Raw genomic sequence first — 20,449 nt, forward strand, 5'->3', positions numbered from 1 at the left:
ATTACGAGTACTATCTTTGCGTAAACTGCCAGTAATCAAAATTAAACAAGTTTCCTGTACCTGTTCCGGTAAATACAAAGAATACTTTGTGCACGCCGGTTGCCCCGCTTATCGCAGTTTCTATTTCTCTCCACGTTTGCGCTCCACCTGTGGAAGGTACATTTAGGGTTCCTACAAGTTGACCGTCTGCACTGTCGAGGCGCACTTCTATTTTCCCGCCTATAGTGGATGCTACATTTGCTTTAAACGTTCTGGCGCCGCCCGCCCCGAAGTCTGCATTTCCTACAGCAATCCAGTCTCCATTTTGAATGCTTGTTACATGCTGATTATTTACTGGCCCGCCGGGTGCTGTCGATTTCTCTGTCAAAATGCGTCCATTCCAGGCAAACGTTTCAGCTTCTACCCGGTTATAAGGATTCAAATTGGAAAGCTGTGTTACACCTGCATAATTTGCTGCTACCTCTTGGATGGATCCATCTGGGTTATGCACCAGCTTATTAATATGGGGAGAACGGTATCCTTTGCCGGCCCCGAACAGAGCGGAACTGACAGTTTGCGCATGGTACACCACATACCACTCGTTTTTAAAATTGAAAACAGCATGATGGTTGTTTCCGCCGCCTCCGAAAAATGCACCCGGATTTTTCAGGAAATGCCCTCTATATGTAAAGGGACCCATGGGATTTGAACTGGTCATGTAGCCGATCTCACCCGGGGGTTTATCGGCCGGGTGCGTGCCGCCGAAATTGATGCAATAGGAGTAATAATATGTTCCGTTATACTTGTGCAATCCCGAATCTTCAAACATGAAAGGCGCATCAATTGTAGATGCACTTCCCTCAACACTCGTCATATCAGGCCCTAATTTTATGACCCTTGCCGTTTTAGGATTGGCCCATTGTGCCTGCGTTGGATTTGAACCGCCAGGAACGCCTCCCCCGGCATACAGGTAACCGGTGCCGTCATCATCTACAAATACTGCCGGATCAAAAAGCCATACAACACCAGACATTCCTGGCGTACTTGGCGTTACGAGCGGTTTTCCGATTGGGTCGGTCCATGGACCAATCGGGCTGTCTGCGGTGAGAACCCCGATACCTCCGCCGCTGTTTGCGAAATAAAGGAAGAATTTATCCTTGCCATTAATTTTTTTAACTGCGATTGACGGTGCCCATGACGCACCTGCCCATTTTGCAATTCCGCGGCCTCCATTAGCTCCATTGGCACCTGCTACCGGAATGGCTCCGTGGTCTGTCCAGTTCACCATATCCGCTGAAGATATGACGAATACTCTATTCAAATTGGCAAATGAATTATCTTTAATTGTTCCGTTGCTATTATATTCATAGTCATCACTTGACATATAGATGTAGACTCTTCCGTTATAGGTCAGCGCAACCGGATCCGCTCCCAAATGATGGTCGATAAGCGGGTTTGAATTCCCTATATGTTTTGCAATTGTAGTACCTGTGGCAGCATACGCAGACTTCCCAGATAAGCAGCTCAATAATAAAACTAGAATCCATAAACATACGCTACACTTTTTCCTCATCACTTCACATCCTCCTTTTTCCTTAAAATGGGGGATTTTCTTTTGGAATTTGATGACAACAGGTCATGAAGATCGCACGCATAAGGTAGCCGGAAGCTGTTTAGCAATGTTCCCAGTTCTTGTTCTGAAAGCTCATCTTCATGTGTCTCCATTCTTCGAGGAGATCGCACCACTCCTTCAAAATTGTTCGAAAAAATTTCCCCATTCCTAGCGACCATTGTCCAGAAAATAAAAAGACAGGATTGTTCATGGCCTCCCACTAATCACATTGAACGGAGATTACATCATTATCCAATATATCCCTTTATATAACATCCTACATCATTAAAAAAATTGTGTATAGAAACTTTTGGAGGAGTTAGTTTTTCGATTCTACAAAGGAACTGGATACATTTATTCATTGATAAGATGGGGCTAACACTCCGTTTATATTTGTATGTTTTCAGACACAAAAAAACAGCCGTTCAATGCGGCTGTTTTTTTTCAAGACTATAAGAACTATTGAGCGGTATACCCGCTTTTTCATGTTTTGTTCATATTTTATTAATTGTTTATTCAACACTGTCCGCTATAGTAATCCATATCAACAAATATGACTGCCACTCGCATCTTTTATGAAGGGAGGTTCGTTACGCTGAAAGAAAAAATAAAGACATTAGGCCGTTTTTGCACCGTAGGCGTCGGCAATACGCTGATAGATTTTGGTGTCTTCTTTCTTCTTACCGCTTGTCATGTCTCTTATCTGCCGGCGCAGATCTGCTCCTATACTGCAGGTATCGTCAACAGCTATGTGTGGAACCGGAATTGGACGTTTTGTGTGAAACGTAAGGCTGACGGGAAAGAGATCGTGCGTTTTCTCATGATTAATATTGCCGCGTCAGGGATCACCTTTTTGCTGCTTTATTTGTTTCAAAACTGCGGCTGTTCGCTATTGGTAAGCAAGCTCGCCGCCACTATCGGCGGAATGATGATGAATTTTATCGGAAACCGAATCTGGGTATTTGGAGATTCAATGAAAAACATACAGGATCAGGAGTGAGGATGCATGAGAAAAAAAGTGAGAAAAGCGGTTATTCCCGCAGCGGGTTTAGGAACGAGATTTCTGCCGGCAACAAAGGCGCAGCCTAAAGAAATGCTCCCAATCGTCGACAAACCGGCAATCCAATATATTGTAGAAGAGGCCGCAGAGTCAGGAATTGAAGATATACTGATTATTACAGGGAGAAACAAACGCTCGATTGAAGATCATTTTGATCGGTCGGCGGAATTGGAATTCAATCTCCGGGAAAAAGGCAAGACGGAGACACTTAAGGAAATGCAGCAGATTGCCGATTTGGCCAACATACATTACATCCGCCAGAAAGAACCGCTCGGATTAGGCCATGCGGTGCTGTGTGCGGAGCATTTTATCGGAGATGAGCCTTTTGCCGTTCTCTTAGGTGATGATATTATGGTGTCTGAAACACCGGCTCTTCGGCAATTAATGGATGTATATGCCGTTTATGGCACAGAGGTTGTCGGTGTACAGTCAGTTCTCCCTGAGGATGTCAGCAAATATGGTATTATAAATACATCAGGGTCTCAAGGGCATGTATACGAAGTGAACGATTTAGTGGAAAAGCCTTCTCCTGAAGAAGCACCTTCGGAAATCGCAGTAATGGGACGTTATGTGCTGAATTCTTCGATCTTCTCCGTTTTGAAGACAATTGGCAGAGGCGCGGGCAACGAAATTCAGCTGACAGATGCGCTTCGTGAGGTTTGCCGTAAGGAGCCGATCCACGCCCGGCTGCTGGAAGGAAATCGATATGACATTGGCGATAAGCTAGGCTGTTTTAAAGCGAGCACCGAAATCGGCTTAATGCGTTCCGAAATGAGATCTCAGCTTTTGGCCTATTTAGAAGATGTGATCAAACGGGAATCGAAAGAAATGCTGCGGTAAAAAAATTGTAACCATCTTGCTCGTCAATCAGTCATATAATAGTGAAAAAGATTAGGACAGGTTGTGAAGAATGTGGGCAGTTTGATAAGCGAAATTTTAACATGGCTGACAAACATGGGATATGCGGGTATTGCGATTGGGTTAATGATTGAAATCATTCCGAGTGAGATTGTATTAGCTTATGGCGGCTATATGGTATCGGAAGGCACGATTGGATTTATTGGCGCAATTATTGCGGGTGTTATCGGGGGCACCATTGCCCAGATCTTTATTTACTGGATCGGCCGCTATGGCGGCAGGCCATTTCTGGACAAATACGGGAAGTATTTATTGATTAAAAAGCATCATATCGACATGTCGGAGAACTGGTTTCAGAAATACGGCGCCGGAGTTGTCTTCTCGGCTCGTTTTATACCGGTTGTCAGACATGCCATATCCATTCCGGCAGGTATTGCCAGAATGCCTTTTCTCAAATTTGTGGTACTGACTGTGCTTGCTATCATTCCATGGTCTATTCTGTTTGTTTATTTAGGCATACAGCTAGGAAGCCAGTGGGATGATGTTGAGAATATAGCGGGCACTTATACAACACCGATTATGATATTGGCTGTTGTCGTGATAGCCCTTTATTTTGTGATTAAGAAACGTACAGCCATATTTAAACGATAGCTAGCGGATATGCATAGGGTGACTGACGCTCCCCTATGCATATTTTTTTACTTGCGATGTTGATTTGCCAGCTTCAGATTCTCCGCTAAAAATGCGACAAACACTTCATCCCGCACGAGCGATGCGGCATAATTTCTCTTAATAAACCATTCTGCCTCTTCAAACGCTGCGAATGTTTCGTCTTGGGTTTCTCCGTTAATTTGAATATTCCATTCGTTGTCTAAAGGGAAAAGAAAAAATCTCATTTGTGCGCGATTTTCATATAATGATCCATTCGCAGATCCCTTTAGATTATAGATGTTACGGAAGGCATCCGGCCGTACAGGGTCAATACGGAAAGCTTCAGCTACAAACAACTCGTATACTTCATCGGTTATTGAACAGCCGGACGCTTTTGCATGCCCTCCGCCGCCATATCGGCCGGCGATTTCTGACACATCGATATAATCATGAATGGTGCGGAGACTGACTCGTTTTGACCCCATGCTCAAAATCGCAATGTAATCGAGGTGCGGGTTATCTTTCCCTAGCCTGTTCCCCAGCTCTGAATGGTACGATTCAGCGTGAACGATGCCTACACAGTGCTCATGAACAAAGGTTTGTACCATTTCCCTTTTCTTTCTGCGGAGGTAGCGCTCGATTTTTTCGTCTTCTAAATCAAGCAGTTTTTCTTCAAAATCATCGAAGAAAAATTCGTCATGCGCGGAAAGGCGCTGGATCATTTTTGCTTCAAATTCATCGATTGACAGCAAAAAGAAAAGATCATTAAGCCGCTTCGCCTGTTTTTGATCGTACCGCTCCCACTCCCATGTATCGTATTGGCGGACGAGCTCTGTGAATTGATCTAAGGCATTTGTCGGTTTCATGAAGCCATTTTCAACGAGGTAGCCATATAACAGCGATGTCGCGGATGTGAGCCTTCCATCATCGTATTCCACCTGGACAAATCCCCATTCATGCTCATTCAAATGAAGGGCTGTTTTATGATGGTCTATGAGCTTCACTTTGCCCCCTGTATGAACGTACTCATTCAATCTCTCTTCGTTTTCTTCATTGACGGCGAGATCGGTGATGAATAACGTGTCCTGTCTGTTGCTCTCCTTCGCTTTTTCTAAAAAGTACTGCACCTGTGCGTTTAAGCCGTTGACAGAGTTATACCGGACCTCTACGTCTTTTCCGAATGCCAATTTTGCTACGATTCCGCACCCTACTCCGTCCAAGTCGTTATGTGAATATAAATGATACATAATGTAGGCCCCTTTTTATGATAAACTGACAATTGCCGCTAGAGGTGCGGCAGCCTTTATTTACTATTCTAAAAAACCAAGCGTTTTATGCAAAGGTAATTAGTTGACATAATGTTGTTATTGTAAATATATAAAGGAGCGCTATTTTTGCGCTCCTAAGTTCTTGCTTTTACACCGGATAAACCGGATGTTTTCGATTGGTAAATGTCATTTCTTTTGTCATGTATGCCTTGAGCCGTTTGGCCAGCTCATCACGCAGCGAATTGGCTGGGATAACAGCATCAATGATCATTTCTGAAGCCAGACGGTAGATATTGATGTCCTCTTTGTATTCCTCCCGTTTGCTGCTGATAAATGCGGCTCTCTCTTCTTCTGGCAGCTCGGCGATTTTTTTAGCGTAGACAGCGTTTACAGCTGCCTCAGGGCCCATGACGGCGATTTGGGCGGTTGGGAGCGCTAGACAGCAATCCGGTTCAAATGCCGGCCCTGCCATTGCATACAACCCCGCCCCGTAAGCTTTTCGGACAATGACAGAGAGTTTTGGAACAGTTGCCTCCGACATCGCAGAAATCATTTTCGCTCCGTGTCTGATAATCCCAGCCTGTTCTACTTTTGTGCCAATCATAAAACCGGGGATATCGGCTAAGAACAGCAATGGGATATGAAAAGCGTCACATAAGGTAATAAACTTAGCCGCTTTGTCTGCTGAATCGTGGAATAAGACGCCTCCTTTTACCTTCGGCTGGTTTGCAACAATGCCGACAGGCTGTCCGTGGATTCGTGCGAGGCCCGTCAATAATTCCGGTGCAAATAAGGCTTTAATCTCAAAAAATGAGTCTTCATCTATGACCCGCTCAATCAGCTCATGCATATCAAAAGGTGCGTTTTGATTTTGCGGAATGACGTCGGCAAGCGGAGTGTCGAAGTGTTTTGGCGGGCGTTTCTCATGAATGGGCGCTTTTTCTTGAAAATTTGCCGGAAAGTAAGACAAATAAGCCCGCGCCAGCTGTATGGCTTCTTCTTCAGTTTCTGCAAGAATATCTCCGCAGCCGGAGATTGAGCAATGCATACGGGCGCCACCCATTTCTTCGAGAGACACTTTTTCGCCAATAACCATTTCCGCCATCCTTGGCGAGCCTAAATACATGGAGGCGTTACCGTCTACCATAACGACGATATCACAGAAGGCCGGAATATAAGCGCCACCTGCTGCAGATGGTCCGAAAAGCAGACAGATTTGCGGAATGCGTCCTGATAATTTGACTTGATTGTAAAAAATTCTTCCTGCACCGCGTCTCCCTGGAAAGACATTGATTTGGTCGGTAATTCGGGCGCCTGCCGAATCGACTAAATAAATGAGCGGACAGTTTAATTTTTCGGCGGTTTCTTGAATTCTGATGATTTTTTCAACTGTTTTTGCTCCCCATGACCCCGCTTTCACTGTTGAATCATTCGCCATGACGCAAACGGTTTGGCCGCCGATTTTGCCGATAGCGGTTACAACTCCATCAGCGGGAAGCCCGTCTGACATACATTCCGCAAAAAAAGCGTCTTCTAGCTCAATGTCATCGTCAAAGAGAAGGGAAAGCCGCTCTCTGACAAAGAGCTTGCCTTTTTCCCGATTGCTTTGATGATACTTTTCCGCTCCGCCTTTTCGAATCCGTTCAGCCCGTTCTGTTCGTTCCTTTTCATAATCCATGAGCATTGCCTCCCTTTTATATTCCCTTGTATACGGCCCGTCTTTTTTCTTGAAAGGCCTGAAGCCCTTCTCTCCTGTCTTTTGTCGGGATGGTTTGTTCATACGCTTTGTGTTCAATCGCAAGGCCTGTAGCGAGATCTGTCTCCAATCCTTTATTGATTGCAAATTTAGCCTGACGGACAGCGACCGGCCCGTTGGCAGAAATGGCTGCGGCCAGTTCCTCTGCTTTTGGCATAAGGTCACAAGGAGCCGTGACATGCTCTACAAGGCCGATTTCTTTTGCTTCGTGTGCGGTCACGCGTCTGCCTGTATAAATTAATTCTTTTGCTTTTCCTCTGCCAATCAGCCGGGGCAGCCTTTGGGTCCCTCCAGCGCCAGGGATAATAGCTAACCCTGTTTCCGGAAGTCCCAGCACAGCTGATTCAGCTGCGATTCGAAGGTCGCATGCCAATGCCAATTCTAGTCCGCCGCCTAATGCGCTTCCATTTATCGCAGCTATGACCGGCTGCGGCAAGGCATCAAGTAAAGCCGCCGTTCTTTGAATGAGAGATACACTTTCCAGAACCTGATCTTCTTTCAGTTTTATCCGTTCCTTCAGGTCTGCCCCTGCACAAAACGCTTTTTCACCGGTGCCTGTGAGGATGACGCAGCGGATGTTTGAGTTGAATTCAATTTCCTGAAGAATCATTTGCAGGTTTCTAAGCATTTCCGCTGAAAGAGCATTTGCTGCCTGAGGCCTGTTTAAGGTGATCAACGCAATATGTTCATTTTTAACAGTAAAAAGAATAGAGTCTCCCATTGTATGCGTCCTCCCTTTTATCAAGATGATTTAAACACCTGTAAATTTCTGCTCGGCAGCGGTTTGCCCATTTTTTCTTCAATCCATTTGGCCGCAGATAGCAGTTTTTCGAGCTTTACATTTGTTTTGATATCCATCTGTTCAAGCATGTACACGATATCCTCAGTTGCGGCGTTTCCTGATGAACCTGGCGCATATGGGCATCCCCCAAGCCCGCCTGCCGAGCCGTCGAACACCGTGATGCCCATTTGGAGTGCTGTGACCATGTTGGCCAGAGCTGTTCCTCTCGTATCATGAAAATGCAGGGCAATTTGATTAGCCGGGAATCGTGCCAAAAGAGCTTCAAGTACAGTTTCCACTTGGGCGGGATTAGCCGCTCCAATCGTATCTCCAAGCGACAGTTCAGAAATTCCAAATTCAAATAGAGCTTCTGAAAGGCGAATGACTTGTTCAATGGGGACATCTTTTTCGTACGGACAGCCGAAAACAGTCGAGAGGTAGGCTCTTGTTGTGAGGTTTGCTTTTTGTGCGTCGTTGTTTACCTGTTTGAGTATATGAAGGGATTCAGAAGTGGATTTATTGATGTTTTTTCTGTTGTGCGTCTCGCTGGCGGACATAAAAACGCAAGCCTCGTTAATGCCTCCTTCAAGCGCATTCTCCAGTCCTCTTTGATTCGGGACAAGTGCCGCGTACGTTACCCCTTTTTCACGGTTGATGCCTTTTGCTACGTCGATAGCATCTCGAAGCGCCGGAATCCATTTCGGGTGAACAAAGGATGTGATTTCAATATACGACAGCCCTGTCCGGGAAAGCTGGTTGATCCAGGTTATTTTATCCTCTGTTGCGATCCATACGGGCTCGTTTTGTAAGCCGTCACGCGGGCCGACTTCTTTGATTGTCACTTTTTTAGGATATGACATGGTCTTCCTCCAAATTATTGAGTGGAATCGCTCAGTTCGAGCAGTACGTCTCCTTCATTTACAAAGTCGCCTTCATTTTTTTTGACTTCTTTTACGATTCCGCTTCTATCTGCAATGATCGGGATTTCCATTTTCATCGATTCCAAAATGGCTACCTCCTGGCCCTTTTCGATTTGGTCGCCGGCTTTGACGTGGACTTTCCACAGGTTTCCTGCCATTTGTATGCTAACCGTCATGACAACTGCCTCCTTTATAGGTGTTGTTTCAAAAAGTCAGTCGTGACATCCCCTTCTTTAAATGCCTTTGTTGCCGCAGCCTGTATGAGAAGCGGAAGATTTGTTTTGATTCCCTCTACACGATAGTCGCGGAGCGCTGTCTCTAGTTTTTCAATTGCTTCTGTTCTGTTTTGGCCTTTGACAATCATCTTAGCAATCATCGGGTCATAAAAAGGGGTAACGGTGCTGTCTTTTGCTACCGCACATTCGTGTCTGACTCCTTTTTGGTCAGGAAGTGAAAACGCAGTGATCGTACCTGGTGACGGGAAGAAGGTCTTGGGATCTTCCGCGTATATTCGAACCTCTATCGCATGCCCGTTCCGTTGGATGTCTTTTTGGGAGAATGTGAGTGTATGGCCCGCAGCAATCCGCAGCTGCTGCTCCACTAAGTCCAGGCCTGTTATTTCTTCAGTCACGGGGTGTTCAACTTGCAGTCTCGTATTCATTTCGAGGAAATAAAAATTTTGCTTCTGGTCAACTATAAATTCGATGGTGCCTGCGTTCGTATAGCCGATTGCCTTCGCTGCTTTTACCGCTGTTTGCCCGATCTTCATTCTTAGTTCATCGTCTACAAATGGAGACGGTGCTTCTTCAATGACTTTTTGGTGGCGCCTCTGAACAGAGCAATCACGTTCAAACAGATGTACTGTATGGCCGTGTTGATCGGCCAAAAGCTGAACCTCGATGTGACGCGCATGTTCAATAACTTTTTCTATATACATCGACCCGTCACCGAAAAAATCTGCTGCGCGCTTTTTGTTTCCCTCGTACGCTTTTTTTAATGCTTCTTCATTTTCAACACGCTGCATTCCGATGCCGCCTCCGCCCGCTGAAGCTTTCAGCATGACAGGATAGCCGATTTGACTTGCGGTGCGGCAGGCTGCCTCTATATCTCCGAGGGATTCAGAAACGCCCGGCACCACAGGGACACCTGCAGCCTCCATTGCTTTTCGCGCTTCAATTTTGCTGCCCATCTTTGCGATGATATCAGGGGAAGGTCCGATAAACACGATGTTTTCTTGCTTGCAGCGTTCAGCGAATCGGCTGTTTTCTGATAACAATCCATATCCAGGGTGGATCGCGTCGGCATTTGCTTTTTTCGCCGTCTTTATGATTCTCTCTATATTTAAATAACTTTCACTGACTCTCGATTCCCCGATCAAATAAGCTTCTGTAGCAGCTTTTGTATGGGGCGCGTCCTTGTCTGCTTCTGAATAAACCGCGACCGTTTTAATGCCGAGACGGCTGCATGTTCGGATAATTCTCATTGCAATTTCTCCGCGGTTGGCGATCAGTACTTTTGTAAACATGATTTCACCTCATTGACTTGATGATAGGTTGAACATTTCAATCGTTTTTTCTCGCAGTTTATATTTTTGAATTTTGCCTGAGGCCGTCATCGGATAGTCATCCGTAAAAATAACATAACGCGGAATTTTGTGGCGGGCGATTTTCCCTTTGCAATAGGCTTTAAGCTCATCAGGTGAAACGCTTTTACCGTCTTTCAGTTTAATCCAGGCTGCAGCTTCCTCCCCGAATTTGGCGTCAGGCACACCAACGACCTGTACATCTAAAACAGCGGGATGCCGGTATAAAAATTCTTCAATTTCCCGCGGATAAATGTTCTCGCCGCCTCTGATGAGCATATCTTTTAATCTTCCAGTGATGCGGCAGTACCCGTCTTCATCCATGACAGCAAGATCTCCGGTAAACAGCCATCCGTCAAGATTGATTGCTTTTCTGGTCGCTTCTTTGTCTTTATAATAGCCTTTCATGACGTGATAGCCACGGGTGCACAGTTCTCCCTGCATGCCTCTTTGAACTTCTTGACATGTCCCAGGTTCTACAATTTTCACTTCAGTATGTGGCAGGGCGCGGCCGGTTGTTTCGACTCTTCTTATGAAGGAATCATTTGCTCTCGTTTGCGTAATGACTGGCGCGGCTTCGGTTTGTCCATAGGCGATCGTAATGTCTTTCATGCCCATCCTTTCAATCACAGCTTTCATCACTTCACTTGGACAGGGAGAGCCGGCCATGATTCCTGTTCGGAGCGTCGATAGATCATATGCATCAAAATCCGGATGATGCAGCTCGGCGATAAACATGGTAGGCACACCATGGAGCGCTGTGCATTTCTCTTTTTCTACCGTTTTAAGGACGGTAACGGGATCAAATTCTTGCACGGGTATCATGGCTGCCCCGACGGATACACATGCCAAAACCCCAAGCACGCATCCAAAGCAGTGAAAAAACGGAACCGGGATGCACATGCGGTCTTGAGAAGTTAAAACCATACATTCAGCGATATTGGCAGCGTTATTGATGACATTAAAATGGGTCAGCATCACGCCTTTTGGAAACCCTGTCGTTCCTGATGTGTATTGCATATTAATCACATCGTCTTTATCCAGGCTGTTCATTCTCTCTTCAAGCTCAGCATCTGTCACTGTTTTCGCCAATATCTCTGTATCGTCCCAATGATACATGCCAGGCAACCGTTTATTGCCAATATAGATCAGCGTTTTTAAAAAGGGATAGCGTTCTGATTTCAGTTGGCCGGGCTTTGCTTCTTGCAGTTCTGGAATTAAACTGCTCACGATGTCTGGATAAGAAGTGCCCCTGTATGAATCCATGATAATAAGCGCGGAGGCATCCGATTGCTTTAACAAGTAGTCCAGCTCGTGTGCTTGATAATTGGTATTGACGGTCACGAGCACGGCTCCGATCTTCGCAGTTGCGAACTGGACGGCAAGCCATTCAGGGATATTAGAAGCCCATATGGCGACGTGGTCTCCTTTTCCAATCCCCATTCGCATGAGCCCTTTAGCGGTTTGACGGCACAGACTGTCAAATTCGACGTACGTATAGCGGATATTTCGGTCTGGATACACAACAGCGTCTCGATCGGGATACGTATCAGCTGTTTGTTCCAGCAGCCTGCCGATTGTGGAATGGATGAGTTCAGCCATTCATTGCTCCTCCTTTCTTAATGATCGGAAAGCGTTTACATTTTTTATTTTAAAAGCTGTCTGGCGATCACGAGACGCTGAATTTCAGATGTGCCTTCACCGATTTCCATTAATTTTGCGTCCCGCAGCATCCGTTCCACTCCATACTCTTTCATATAACCTGAACCTCCATGGATTTGAATGGCTTGATTGCAAGCTCTTGTCGCCATTTCAGATGCGAATAGCTTGGCGTACGCCGCTTCTTTGGTGAACGGGCGGTTATGGTCTTTCAGCCAGGCGGCTTTTAACACCATTTGCCGTGCCAGATCAATTTCCATCGCCATGTCAGCAAGCTTAAATTGAATCGCTTGAAAGGAAGAAATCGGCTGTCCAAACTGCTTTCGTTCTTTCGCATATGCCAATGATACGTCAAGGGCCGCTTGGGCAATGCCGACTGCAAGAGCAGCGATGGAGATTCGCCCTCCGTCCAGCGTATATAGAAACTGTTTAAACCCTTTTGTTGGATCGCCAAGTAAGTTGGCCGCAGGCACTCTTACATCCTCAAGCAAAATTTCCGCTGTATTCGAACCGCGGACGCCCATTTTATCGTACGGGCTCGTAATCGTAAGTCCGGGTGTGTCAGTTGGTACGATCAATGCGGAAATGATGTTTTTTCCGTCTTTGTTTTTGCCTGTTACTGCGGTCACAATCACCGTACGTGCGAAGCTTGCATTCGTGATCCAGCATTTTTCGCCGTTGATCACATACTCGTCACCATTTGAAATCGCTTTTGTTTGAGTGCCTCCTGCATCTGATCCGGCATTTGGTTCCGTCAGGCCGAATGATCCGAGTGCTGTGCCTGAAGCCAGCGGCGTCAAATGCGTCTGTTTTTGTTCTTCTGTTCCGAAGTAGTAAAGAGGGCTTGCGCCTAGCGAGACCGCTGCAGCATAGCTTAATCCTGTACTGCCGCAGGCTTTGCCGACTTCTTCAACCGCTAAGGCATATGAAATCGTATCACCGCCAGATCCGCCATATTCTTCTGGAAATGGAATACCCATCAGACCGAGTTCACCCATTTTTTCAAATGTTTGCATCGGGAACTCGCCTGTTTGATCTACATGTTCAGCGTGAGGAGCAATTTCTTTTTTCGCAAAATCTTTTACCATTTCACGCACCATTTGTTGTTCTTTTGTCAGCTCAAAATTCACATCGTTTCCTCCTTCACATCTTTGTAACATCCTATTAGGCGAGTTCTATAATCATTCCCTGACAAGAAAAGTCTGAAAATTAAAACTGAATCATTTTTTATGTGATAATTTCAGCGGAATGAGCAAATACATGCAGTAAGGCGCATACCATCCATATCGCAAACGCAATAACTTGGCCCTTTGATAAAGCCGGGAGGATGAGGGGATGATTCCAAAGGGAAATCGTATCAATCAATAAACCGACCGCTGATCCCCATATACCTAGCTTGATCACCGCGAACTGTGATTGATCGAGTTTTTGATAGAGAAAGAACACAAGGCATAAAACAAGAGCGGTGCCCGCTCCCAAGAGAAGAAAGTTCGGCAAAAAGGCTTCTTCAGCCGGATCAGTCAACACAGCATCTCCGTACAGCACAAAAAATAATGTGGCAACTAACCAGACTAGAAATGAAAACGTAAGGACAAGTCTTAATTGAGTAAACATGTTCGATCTCCTTTCGTGTTACATCATGTTTTCAGTCAGCTTCACCAGCAACCATTCAAGCTCCTGATAAACATCTTCCGTTGAAAAATCATCAGAGACGAGAGACTGGATGGCAAGCCCGTCAATTAAAGCATTCAGCATGATCCCCCATGTTGTTAAGGAAATACCGCCAATTGGAGATGTTGCCTCACAATTGAGTGAGCTCTTCTGTCAGATATTGATTTTCGGATTGTAACAGATGACTTAGCTGCTCTTTGATCCGTTTATTTTGAAATCCTGTAACGGTCAGCTTCTAAATTAGTTAGTTCAATAATTAACTCTTGCAATTACAATAATATGGAATGGTCAAGAATGCCGTAGATTCCTAAATCGACAACGCCTTTGCCAGACCAATATTGCCCGATGGCGCCAATCATTTTATGTACTGTCTTTATGTTATGTTTTGGGATGATCCCGCAGTAATCGAATACTTTGCGATTATCATATATCGAAAACACGTCCTGTACGTGTTTCTCCTCGATTTTACTTAGTACTAGTTTCTCAGATTCCAATAATGGAAAATGTCCAAACACCGCCTCCAATATTCATGTGAATCTCACCTTTGTTTTTTAAAAAATTCAGCGGTTTACCATCGTTTCCTGTCTCCAAAATCACTTTTAAAAAAAGACGACTTAGAAAGCCGTCCTTCTCATTTTTTATTTTGTTGTTCGTTTGGAAGCCTTGCTTTCGTTATGAAGCCGGTCTGCTGAAGTGACATAATACGTATATTTCTTGTTAGGATCTGCCGTGTTATCTAAGAAGGTTTGCTGCTCATGTGTTTTTCTTTGCGTTGCCAGCAATGTTTTCTGCTTTTTCCCTTCGGCTCTGTATATCGCATAATAGGCTGTTTCTTTCGTTTTTTGATTTGATGGGTGATCTTTAATCTGCAGAAGATTGCCATTTTTGTCTTCGGTGACTTTCGTAAGCTTCGGTTTTTTTGGGGCGGTATTGTCAAGCCAAGGCATTTGCGGAACCAGTGCCGGCTTGCTGTAAAGATCGGCGATAAGCCTGTCTTTGATGCCAAGCGGATTTTTGTTGAGGTCCTTGAGGCTGAAATGCATGCTTCCTTTCACCAGTTCAAGCTGGCGGTTCAAAGTGATTTGCCGCACATATTCCTCAGGGTCGGACCAAGGCGGATCAAAATTGTTATTGATTTTATATGCTGCCTGGCCAATATATAAGTGAACAGGCCTATTTTTGACTTCATTGCTCCACCAATCAGCCAGCACGTCGTAAGCCGCTGCGTTAAAGCCGATACTCCAATAAATTTGCGGAGCAATATAATCGATGTCGCCTTCTTGGATCCAATGTCTTGTGTCTGCATATAGATCGTCATAATTTCTGACGCCTGCTTTTGTATTCGATCCGGTCGGGTCATCTGCGGCGTTTCTCCATACTCCAAAGGGACTGATGCCGAATTTGACATACGGTTTTGCAGCTTTAATTGTTTGGTTGATTTGTTTGACAAGCTGGTTCACATTGTCCCGCCGCCAGTCATCGATATTAGAAAAAGCGTCTTTTCCGTATTGATCGTACTGTGCTTGATCAGGAAATTCCTGTCCTGCTATTTTATAAGGGTAAAAATAATCATCCATATGAACAGCATCGATATCATAATGTTTTACGACTTCTTCAATGCCTTTGACGATAAAATCTCTCGCTTCTGGAATGCCTGGATGATAATACAGCTGGTTTCCATAGGCGGCAACCCAATCTGGATGTTTTCTTGCCGGGTGATCCTCAGACAATTTATTAAGATCTGTATGATTCATTGTAATACGGTAAGGATTAAACCACGCGTGAAATTCCAAATTTCGTTTATGGGTTTCTTCAATCATAAATGCAAGAGGATCATAGCCCGGGTCCTTCCCTTGGACACCGGTTAAGTATTCCGACCAAGGCCCGTAGGCTGACGGATAAAAGGCATCAGCCGTCGGTTTAATCTGAACGATAACGGCATTCATTCCCATTTTTTGCACATCGTTCAGCAGTTTGATATACTCCTGTTTTTGCTCTTTCACAGATAACCCTTTTTTGGACGGCCAATCAATATTTAATACGGAAGCAATCCATACGGCTCTCAGCTCCCTGTCAGACTGCGCATTGGTCATAAACGGAACGGAAATGACAAACGTTCCGATGATCAAGCTGACAAGGAAACGGACAATCGACTTTTGGCAAACCTTCATTCTGTTTCTTCTCCCCCATTACATCACTTTCACTATTCGCTATTACGGTATTCCCGGGCTATAAAAGGGTGATTAACAGAATGTCTATCTCACTAAATAAACGAAAAAAGTCCTAAAGCATGTTGTGAACCGCTTTTAGGACTTTTTATCATTAATCATGGTTTGCAGACTTTTTAACACGTCAATAAGTTTTACGCCGACACCGACAGCCGTTTCAAGGATCGCTTGTGCTCCGGCAATGGCTAAAATAAATATCACCGGTATTGCAATACGAGGCGAAAAAAGATAGCCGAGTCCGATCAAGATGGCACACCAAACACCGGCACACCAGTAGCAATTGAGCATGTATCCAAAGTTAGAAGCCGGCACGCTTTTTTCATCTACATGCCCGTTTTGATCAACAATCCTTTTCTTTTTCATAAAAGGTTTTCGGATAAATTCTGTGATTTTATCAAATACAATCAAATGTGTCAGCCTGTAACTGGCTAGAATCAGCATGATAAACGTAAGAAAAGATAGATGATCCATGACAAGCCTCCAAGAAAAAGGATGATGTTATCATTCCCTAGTGTCATCGATCCATTCTTTGATACAAAAAGAAGCGGACAGAGAATGCCTCTGTCCGCGAATCCGCTCTATTGTTTGTGCGGGATTGCTTTATTTGAAGTGATCTTTTCTAAAATGTCGAGGATGATGTCAGCATTCTTTTCAGCATATGTTCCTTCCAGCATGTCTTTATGAGCGCCAAAACCCGAGTACTCACTATAGTTTCCACAGGCGCCTTCCCATTTCGTTAAGCCTGTATTCTCGCTGGTTTCGGGGTGGATTCCAGCTTCGATGAAATGAATGCTTGCTTTGATGTGCCCTTCATTCAGCAATTGTGCCCAATATGCCTGATAGTTTCTTTTTTTTCTTCATCACCTTTTCTCTGACTGCTTCAGGCAGATATGCTGCAGATTCGTCATTACCGGTATCGATAGGCAAAGACTGTTCCTTTAGATAAGCGTCCACAATAATGAAGTCGCTGACTTCCAATCCTTTGCGCTCCATAGCCTGTGCCACTTCAAAAGCCAGGTTTCCGCCTGCAGAGTAGCCTAATAAAACGTATGGGCCCTCAGGCTGTATGTCCGTCATGCAATTAACATATTGTTCAATGCGGGTGTCTTGTTCAATAAAGTGAAACCCGTATACGGCTGCCTTCTCATTCAGCAATAAAGCAAGGTCTTTAAAATAAATGCCAAATCCTGATATCGGCGGGAAGCAGAAAAGTTTTTGCGCGCCGTGCTGGTTCAGTTTGATCACATGCTGTTCATCTGCCGCTCTCAGCTGTTTAGAATAAAGTTTTTCGGCAAGCTGAGCGATTGTCGGATGTTCGAACAAGAAATCAATCGGTATGTCAATGTTCTGCTGATGTTTTAGTGTATGTATGACTTGCAGTGCTTTTAGTGAATGTCCGCCAATAGCAAAGAAGTCATCATCAATACTGATTGTGTTAACACCGAGGACTTGCTTCCAAATGTTCGCCAATTCTTCTTCAACCAAGTTTCTTGGCAATATGATGTTCTGTCGTTTGGCAGGCTTATTTTCTGGAATAGGCAGCGCGCTGCGGTCTATTTTTCCGTTTCCGGTAAGCGGCATCCGCTCCACACGCACCCAGTGCTGCGGGATCATATAGTCTGGAAGCACACGCGCCAAATCGGCGCGAAAATCCGTATCTGTTTTTTTGTGATCACCGACGTAATGAGTGTACAGCTGCGCCTCTCCATCTTTTTCTCTCAATGTCACTGCTGCTTCCTGCACGCCTTCCATTTCTAACAGGCGCGCTTCTATTTCGGCAGGCTCAATTCGTTTTCCGCGGATTTTCATTTGCCTGTCAATTCTGCTGATGTATTCTAAGTTTCCATCAGGCAGCCAGCGCGCCAAATCACCGGTACGGTATATTCTTTCTCCAGACAAGAAAGGATGAGGAGAAAAAACAGCATTTGTCAGGTCATCTCTGTTCAAATAGCCTTTAGCGACCCCATCACCGCCAACACAAAGCTCGCCGGGAACGCCTATTGGCAAAAGACGTCCTTTTGTATCTAAGATGTAAGCGGTGCTATTGCTGATTGGTTTTCCAATCGGAATCGGCCCCGCATAGTCTCTCTTCATTTCAAAAAAGGTTGAAAAAGTCGTGTTTTCCGTAGGCCCGTAAATATTATGAAGCGCGAGATCTGGACAGGCGTGTCTGACGGCATTCATCAGGGCAGGAGAGAGTGCTTCTCCTCCGACATATAACGTATGGAGTCCGCGAAACATGTCAGCTCGTACCTGTGCCAGCTGATTAAAAAGAGCTGTAGTTAAAAATAGCACTGTGATGTCATTTTCAAGCAAATACGCCCCAAACCGATCAGGTGTCAGCATTGTCGATTTATCAATGATATGAAGGCTTGCGCCATTTAAAAGTGACCCGAACATTTCAAAGGTGACGGCGTCAAAGCTGATAGATCCAGTAAGAATAAACCGGTCATCACCGGACGCAGACGTGTAATTGCTGTTTCTGACAAGGGACACGACATTGCGATTCGTAATCATGACCCCTTTCGGCCGGCCTGTTGATCCTGAGGTATACATGATGTATGCAAGATCGTCCGGGCTGGAGGTGATATTGATTGGGATATCGTTCTCTTCTGACAATGCCTGCGCATCTGAAATGATACATGTCCCTGAGAACACAGCATTTTGCTCCAGCCCCTTTTGAACAATCAACATTTTTGCTTGCGTTTCCTCAAGCATAAAGCTGACTCGTTCAGGAGGAAGCTCCGCATCAAGCGGGAGGTATGCTCCCCCTGCTTTTAAAACGGCAAGCACACTGATCATGAATTCGGGAGAATGTGCAGCCAATATTCCGGCTGTCTCGTTTTGCCGAAATCCCTTTTGAATTAACTCTCTGGCGAGCACATTAGAGCGTTTATCAAGCTCTTTATACGAAATAGACATATTGCCATACACAAGTGCGGTATGGTCTGGCGTCTTTTCTGCTTGTTCGCGAAATAAATCGATAATTGTATGATTCTTTGGATACTCCGTTTTTGTATTGTTGAACTGTGTGACAATCTGCACTTTTTCTGTTGCATCAAGAAAAGAAAAATCAGCAATTGGCATATGAGGGTGCTGTGCCGCTGTGCTAAGCGCTTGCGTAAATTGCCTCTTGATACAGCTGATCCAGGCAGCATCGTAAACGAACGCATTATAGCTGAACTTGACGACAAGCTCTTCGCCGGGAGCAACGACAAGATTAAAGTTATATCCTGATTGCTCGGATACTTGAACTTGATCGATTTGCAGCGGTGAATCGGTTTGATCAGCGGAATCGGCGATTTTCTGCTGTAACGGATAGTTTTCAAAGACGATAATGTGATCAATCAGTTCCTGTTTTAATGCGGTGTTTGCCTGAATATCAAATAAAGGCTGGCAGGTAAACGGCTCAGCTTCCAGCATTTCTTTCTGGCATCGTATGAGCAGTCCTTGAAACGTTTCGTCTTGATGTGTTTTAATTCGAATCGGTATGGTATTGATAAACAACCCTATCATTTGCTCCACGCCCGGGATTTCTGACGGTCTTCCTGATACAACTGCGCCAAACACAACGTCGTCTGTGCGGTTATATTGCTGCAGCATCACACCCCAGACCGTTTGAATAAGGGTAGCGAGCGTGACGCCATGTTGTTTGGCAGCCTCTTTCAGCTTGTCTGTCAGTGGTTTATTTAATGAAAATATCAAATCTTCACGGTGATAACCTTCTTTTGTTTCTTTATCAGACACCCGAGGCAGAGGTGATGGGGTGCTGTAGTTTTTTAAATAGGTATCCCAGTAGGCCGCTGCTTTTTCTTTGTCTCGGTTTGTCAGCCAGGAAATATAGGTGCTGTACGGACGGACAGGGTCTAATGAAAGCGGTTTTCCTGCATGAATCGATTGATAAATTTGCATAAATTCCTGCATAACAATACCTAGGCACCATCCGTCCATTAAAATATGATGGTGACTCCAGATACAGACATGTTCATCTTTAGCTGTTTTGAATAGAGAAATCCGCATCAGCATGTCTTTTTGCAGATCAAAGCCTTTTTGCTTGTCCTTCTCTTTAAAGCGTTCAATATACTCATTCTGGTCGTTTGTTGGCAGATGAGAAATGTCTTCGCTGTACAAATGGAATTCACGTTCTGTCATCACGACTTGCCGAGGTCCCGACAAATGCGGGACGTGCGGCAAAAACACGGTTCTGAAAATATCATGGCGGTCGATAATGGCTTGAATGCTGCGCTGGAACCAGTCATAGCTGAGGCTTCCTTTAATGGTGAAGAGCGACTGCTCAACATACGCCCCCTCCTCTTTACGGAGGAAGGAATGAAACAGCATCCCCTCCTGCATGTGACTCAGAGGATAAATGTTCTTGATTTTTTTAATGTTATCCATAGTGTCTGCACCTTTCTTCACGGATT

General features: G+C 45.0%; 15 protein-coding genes and 3 pseudogenes. 3 read left to right on the forward strand and 15 right to left on the reverse strand.

Translation table 11 applies throughout. The annotated features are described in order from the left end of the window. Positions 1–10 precede the first annotated feature (10 nt). Complete coding sequence (xynD, locus tag AC0OMU_RS06420) at positions 11–1,552, reverse strand: alpha-L-arabinofuranosidase (protein WP_251217950.1); 1,542 nt, start codon at positions 1,550–1,552, stop codon at positions 11–13. Positions 1,553–2,144: 592 nt separating this feature from the next. Between xynD and AC0OMU_RS06425 the strand changes: the two genes are divergently transcribed. The 3 genes from AC0OMU_RS06425 (at position 2,145) to uptA (ending at position 4,160) form a co-directional block, all read left to right on the forward strand. After that, positions 2,145–2,591, forward strand: a complete 447-nt coding sequence (locus tag AC0OMU_RS06425; protein WP_015383780.1) for a GtrA family protein — start codon at positions 2,145–2,147, stop codon at positions 2,589–2,591. 6 nt (positions 2,592–2,597) lie between these two features. Then, positions 2,598–3,491: a UTP--glucose-1-phosphate uridylyltransferase GalU gene (gene galU, locus AC0OMU_RS06430; RefSeq protein ID WP_015383781.1), complete on the forward strand. Its 894-nt coding sequence runs from the start codon at positions 2,598–2,600 to the stop codon at positions 3,489–3,491. Between the two features lie 72 nt (positions 3,492–3,563). Further along, on the forward strand, positions 3,564–4,160 hold the full coding sequence (gene uptA / locus AC0OMU_RS06435; RefSeq protein ID WP_003231529.1) for an undecaprenyl phosphate transporter UptA: 597 nt from the start codon (positions 3,564–3,566) through the stop codon (positions 4,158–4,160). 47 nt (positions 4,161–4,207) lie between these two features. Here uptA and nrnB read toward each other — a convergent pair whose 3' ends face one another. The 14 genes and pseudogenes from nrnB to ppsE all read right to left on the reverse strand — a co-directional run bounded on the left by nrnB (position 4,208) and on the right by ppsE (position 20,444). Beyond that, complete coding sequence (gene nrnB, locus AC0OMU_RS06440) at positions 4,208–5,407, reverse strand: oligoribonuclease NrnB (RefSeq protein WP_327844454.1); 1,200 nt, start codon at positions 5,405–5,407, stop codon at positions 4,208–4,210. A gap of 169 nt (positions 5,408–5,576) precedes the next feature. Then, complete coding sequence (locus tag AC0OMU_RS06445) at positions 5,577–7,112, reverse strand: acyl-CoA carboxylase subunit beta (RefSeq protein ID WP_080344200.1); 1,536 nt, start codon at positions 7,110–7,112, stop codon at positions 5,577–5,579. Positions 7,113–7,122: 10 nt separating this feature from the next. After that, positions 7,123–7,905 (reverse strand): enoyl-CoA hydratase, encoded by a 783-nt coding sequence (locus AC0OMU_RS06450; protein ID WP_474240988.1) that lies wholly within the window; start codon positions 7,903–7,905, stop codon positions 7,123–7,125. Between the two features lie 20 nt (positions 7,906–7,925). Next, the gene (ldeG, locus tag AC0OMU_RS06455) at positions 7,926–8,825 is read right to left on the reverse strand and encodes a hydroxymethylglutaryl-CoA lyase (protein WP_015383785.1); all 900 of its coding nucleotides are present in this window, start codon (positions 8,823–8,825) and stop codon (positions 7,926–7,928) included. 14 nt (positions 8,826–8,839) lie between these two features. Further along, positions 8,840–9,061 (reverse strand): acetyl-CoA carboxylase biotin carboxyl carrier protein subunit, encoded by a 222-nt coding sequence (locus tag AC0OMU_RS06460; RefSeq protein WP_063335424.1) that lies wholly within the window; start codon positions 9,059–9,061, stop codon positions 8,840–8,842. 14 nt (positions 9,062–9,075) lie between these two features. Beyond that, positions 9,076–10,410, reverse strand: coding sequence for an acetyl-CoA carboxylase biotin carboxylase subunit (locus AC0OMU_RS06465; protein ID WP_063335425.1), 1,335 nt, complete (start codon positions 10,408–10,410; stop codon positions 9,076–9,078). 9 nt (positions 10,411–10,419) lie between these two features. Then, positions 10,420–12,069 (reverse strand): AMP-binding protein, encoded by a 1,650-nt coding sequence (locus AC0OMU_RS06470; RefSeq protein WP_474240989.1) that lies wholly within the window; start codon positions 12,067–12,069, stop codon positions 10,420–10,422. A gap of 44 nt (positions 12,070–12,113) precedes the next feature. Next, positions 12,114–13,256: an acyl-CoA dehydrogenase gene (locus AC0OMU_RS06475; RefSeq protein ID WP_474240990.1), complete on the reverse strand. Its 1,143-nt coding sequence runs from the start codon at positions 13,254–13,256 to the stop codon at positions 12,114–12,116. A gap of 90 nt (positions 13,257–13,346) precedes the next feature. Then, a pseudogene (locus tag AC0OMU_RS06480) lies at positions 13,347–13,653 on the reverse strand (DUF5367 family protein). 105 nt (positions 13,654–13,758) lie between these two features. Continuing rightward, entirely contained in the window at positions 13,759–13,881 is a 123-nt protein-coding gene (locus tag AC0OMU_RS06485; protein WP_284675385.1) for a hypothetical protein, read from the reverse strand. A 341-nt stretch (positions 13,882–14,222) separates the two neighbouring features. Next, positions 14,223–14,324, reverse strand: a pseudogene (locus AC0OMU_RS06490) (GNAT family N-acetyltransferase); the annotation flags it as partial. 111 nt (positions 14,325–14,435) lie between these two features. Beyond that, positions 14,436–15,968: a glycoside hydrolase family 10-like protein gene (locus AC0OMU_RS06495; protein ID WP_474240991.1), complete on the reverse strand. Its 1,533-nt coding sequence runs from the start codon at positions 15,966–15,968 to the stop codon at positions 14,436–14,438. 135 nt (positions 15,969–16,103) lie between these two features. Next, positions 16,104–16,496: a DUF1360 domain-containing protein gene (locus AC0OMU_RS06500; protein WP_015383792.1), complete on the reverse strand. Its 393-nt coding sequence runs from the start codon at positions 16,494–16,496 to the stop codon at positions 16,104–16,106. Positions 16,497–16,603: 107 nt separating this feature from the next. Then, positions 16,604–20,444, reverse strand: a pseudogene (ppsE, locus tag AC0OMU_RS06505) (plipastatin non-ribosomal peptide synthetase PpsE). Positions 20,445–20,449 lie beyond the last annotated feature (5 nt).

The organism is Bacillus sp. FAU18, from assembly GCF_056033885.1.

Excerpts from the sequence above, each read along its gene's own strand:
- xynD (WP_251217950.1), bottom strand. The coding sequence starts at position 1,552 with ATGAGGAAAAAGTGTAGCGTATGTTTATGGATTCTAGTTTTATTATTG.
- AC0OMU_RS06425 (WP_015383780.1), top strand. The coding sequence starts at position 2,145 with ATGACTGCCACTCGCATCTTTTATGAAGGGAGGTTCGTTACGCTGAAA.
- galU (WP_015383781.1), top strand. The coding sequence starts at position 2,598 with ATGAGAAAAAAAGTGAGAAAAGCGGTTATTCCCGCAGCGGGTTTAGGA.
- nrnB (WP_327844454.1), bottom strand. The coding sequence starts at position 5,407 with ATGTATCATTTATATTCACATAACGACTTGGACGGAGTAGGGTGCGGA.
- AC0OMU_RS06445 (WP_080344200.1), bottom strand. The coding sequence starts at position 7,112 with ATGCTCATGGATTATGAAAAGGAACGAACAGAACGGGCTGAACGGATT.
- AC0OMU_RS06450 (WP_474240988.1), bottom strand. The coding sequence starts at position 7,905 with ATGGGAGACTCTATTCTTTTTACTGTTAAAAATGAACATATTGCGTTG.
- ldeG (WP_015383785.1), bottom strand. The coding sequence starts at position 8,825 with ATGTCATATCCTAAAAAAGTGACAATCAAAGAAGTCGGCCCGCGTGAC.
- AC0OMU_RS06460 (WP_063335424.1), bottom strand. The coding sequence starts at position 9,061 with ATGACGGTTAGCATACAAATGGCAGGAAACCTGTGGAAAGTCCACGTC.
- AC0OMU_RS06465 (WP_063335425.1), bottom strand. The coding sequence starts at position 10,410 with ATGTTTACAAAAGTACTGATCGCCAACCGCGGAGAAATTGCAATGAGA.
- AC0OMU_RS06470 (WP_474240989.1), bottom strand. The coding sequence starts at position 12,069 with ATGGCTGAACTCATCCATTCCACAATCGGCAGGCTGCTGGAACAAACA.
- AC0OMU_RS06485 (WP_284675385.1), bottom strand. The coding sequence starts at position 13,881 with ATGCTGAATGCTTTAATTGACGGGCTTGCCATCCAGTCTCTCGTCTCT.
- AC0OMU_RS06495 (WP_474240991.1), bottom strand. The coding sequence starts at position 15,968 with ATGAAGGTTTGCCAAAAGTCGATTGTCCGTTTCCTTGTCAGCTTGATC.
- AC0OMU_RS06500 (WP_015383792.1), bottom strand. The coding sequence starts at position 16,496 with ATGGATCATCTATCTTTTCTTACGTTTATCATGCTGATTCTAGCCAGT.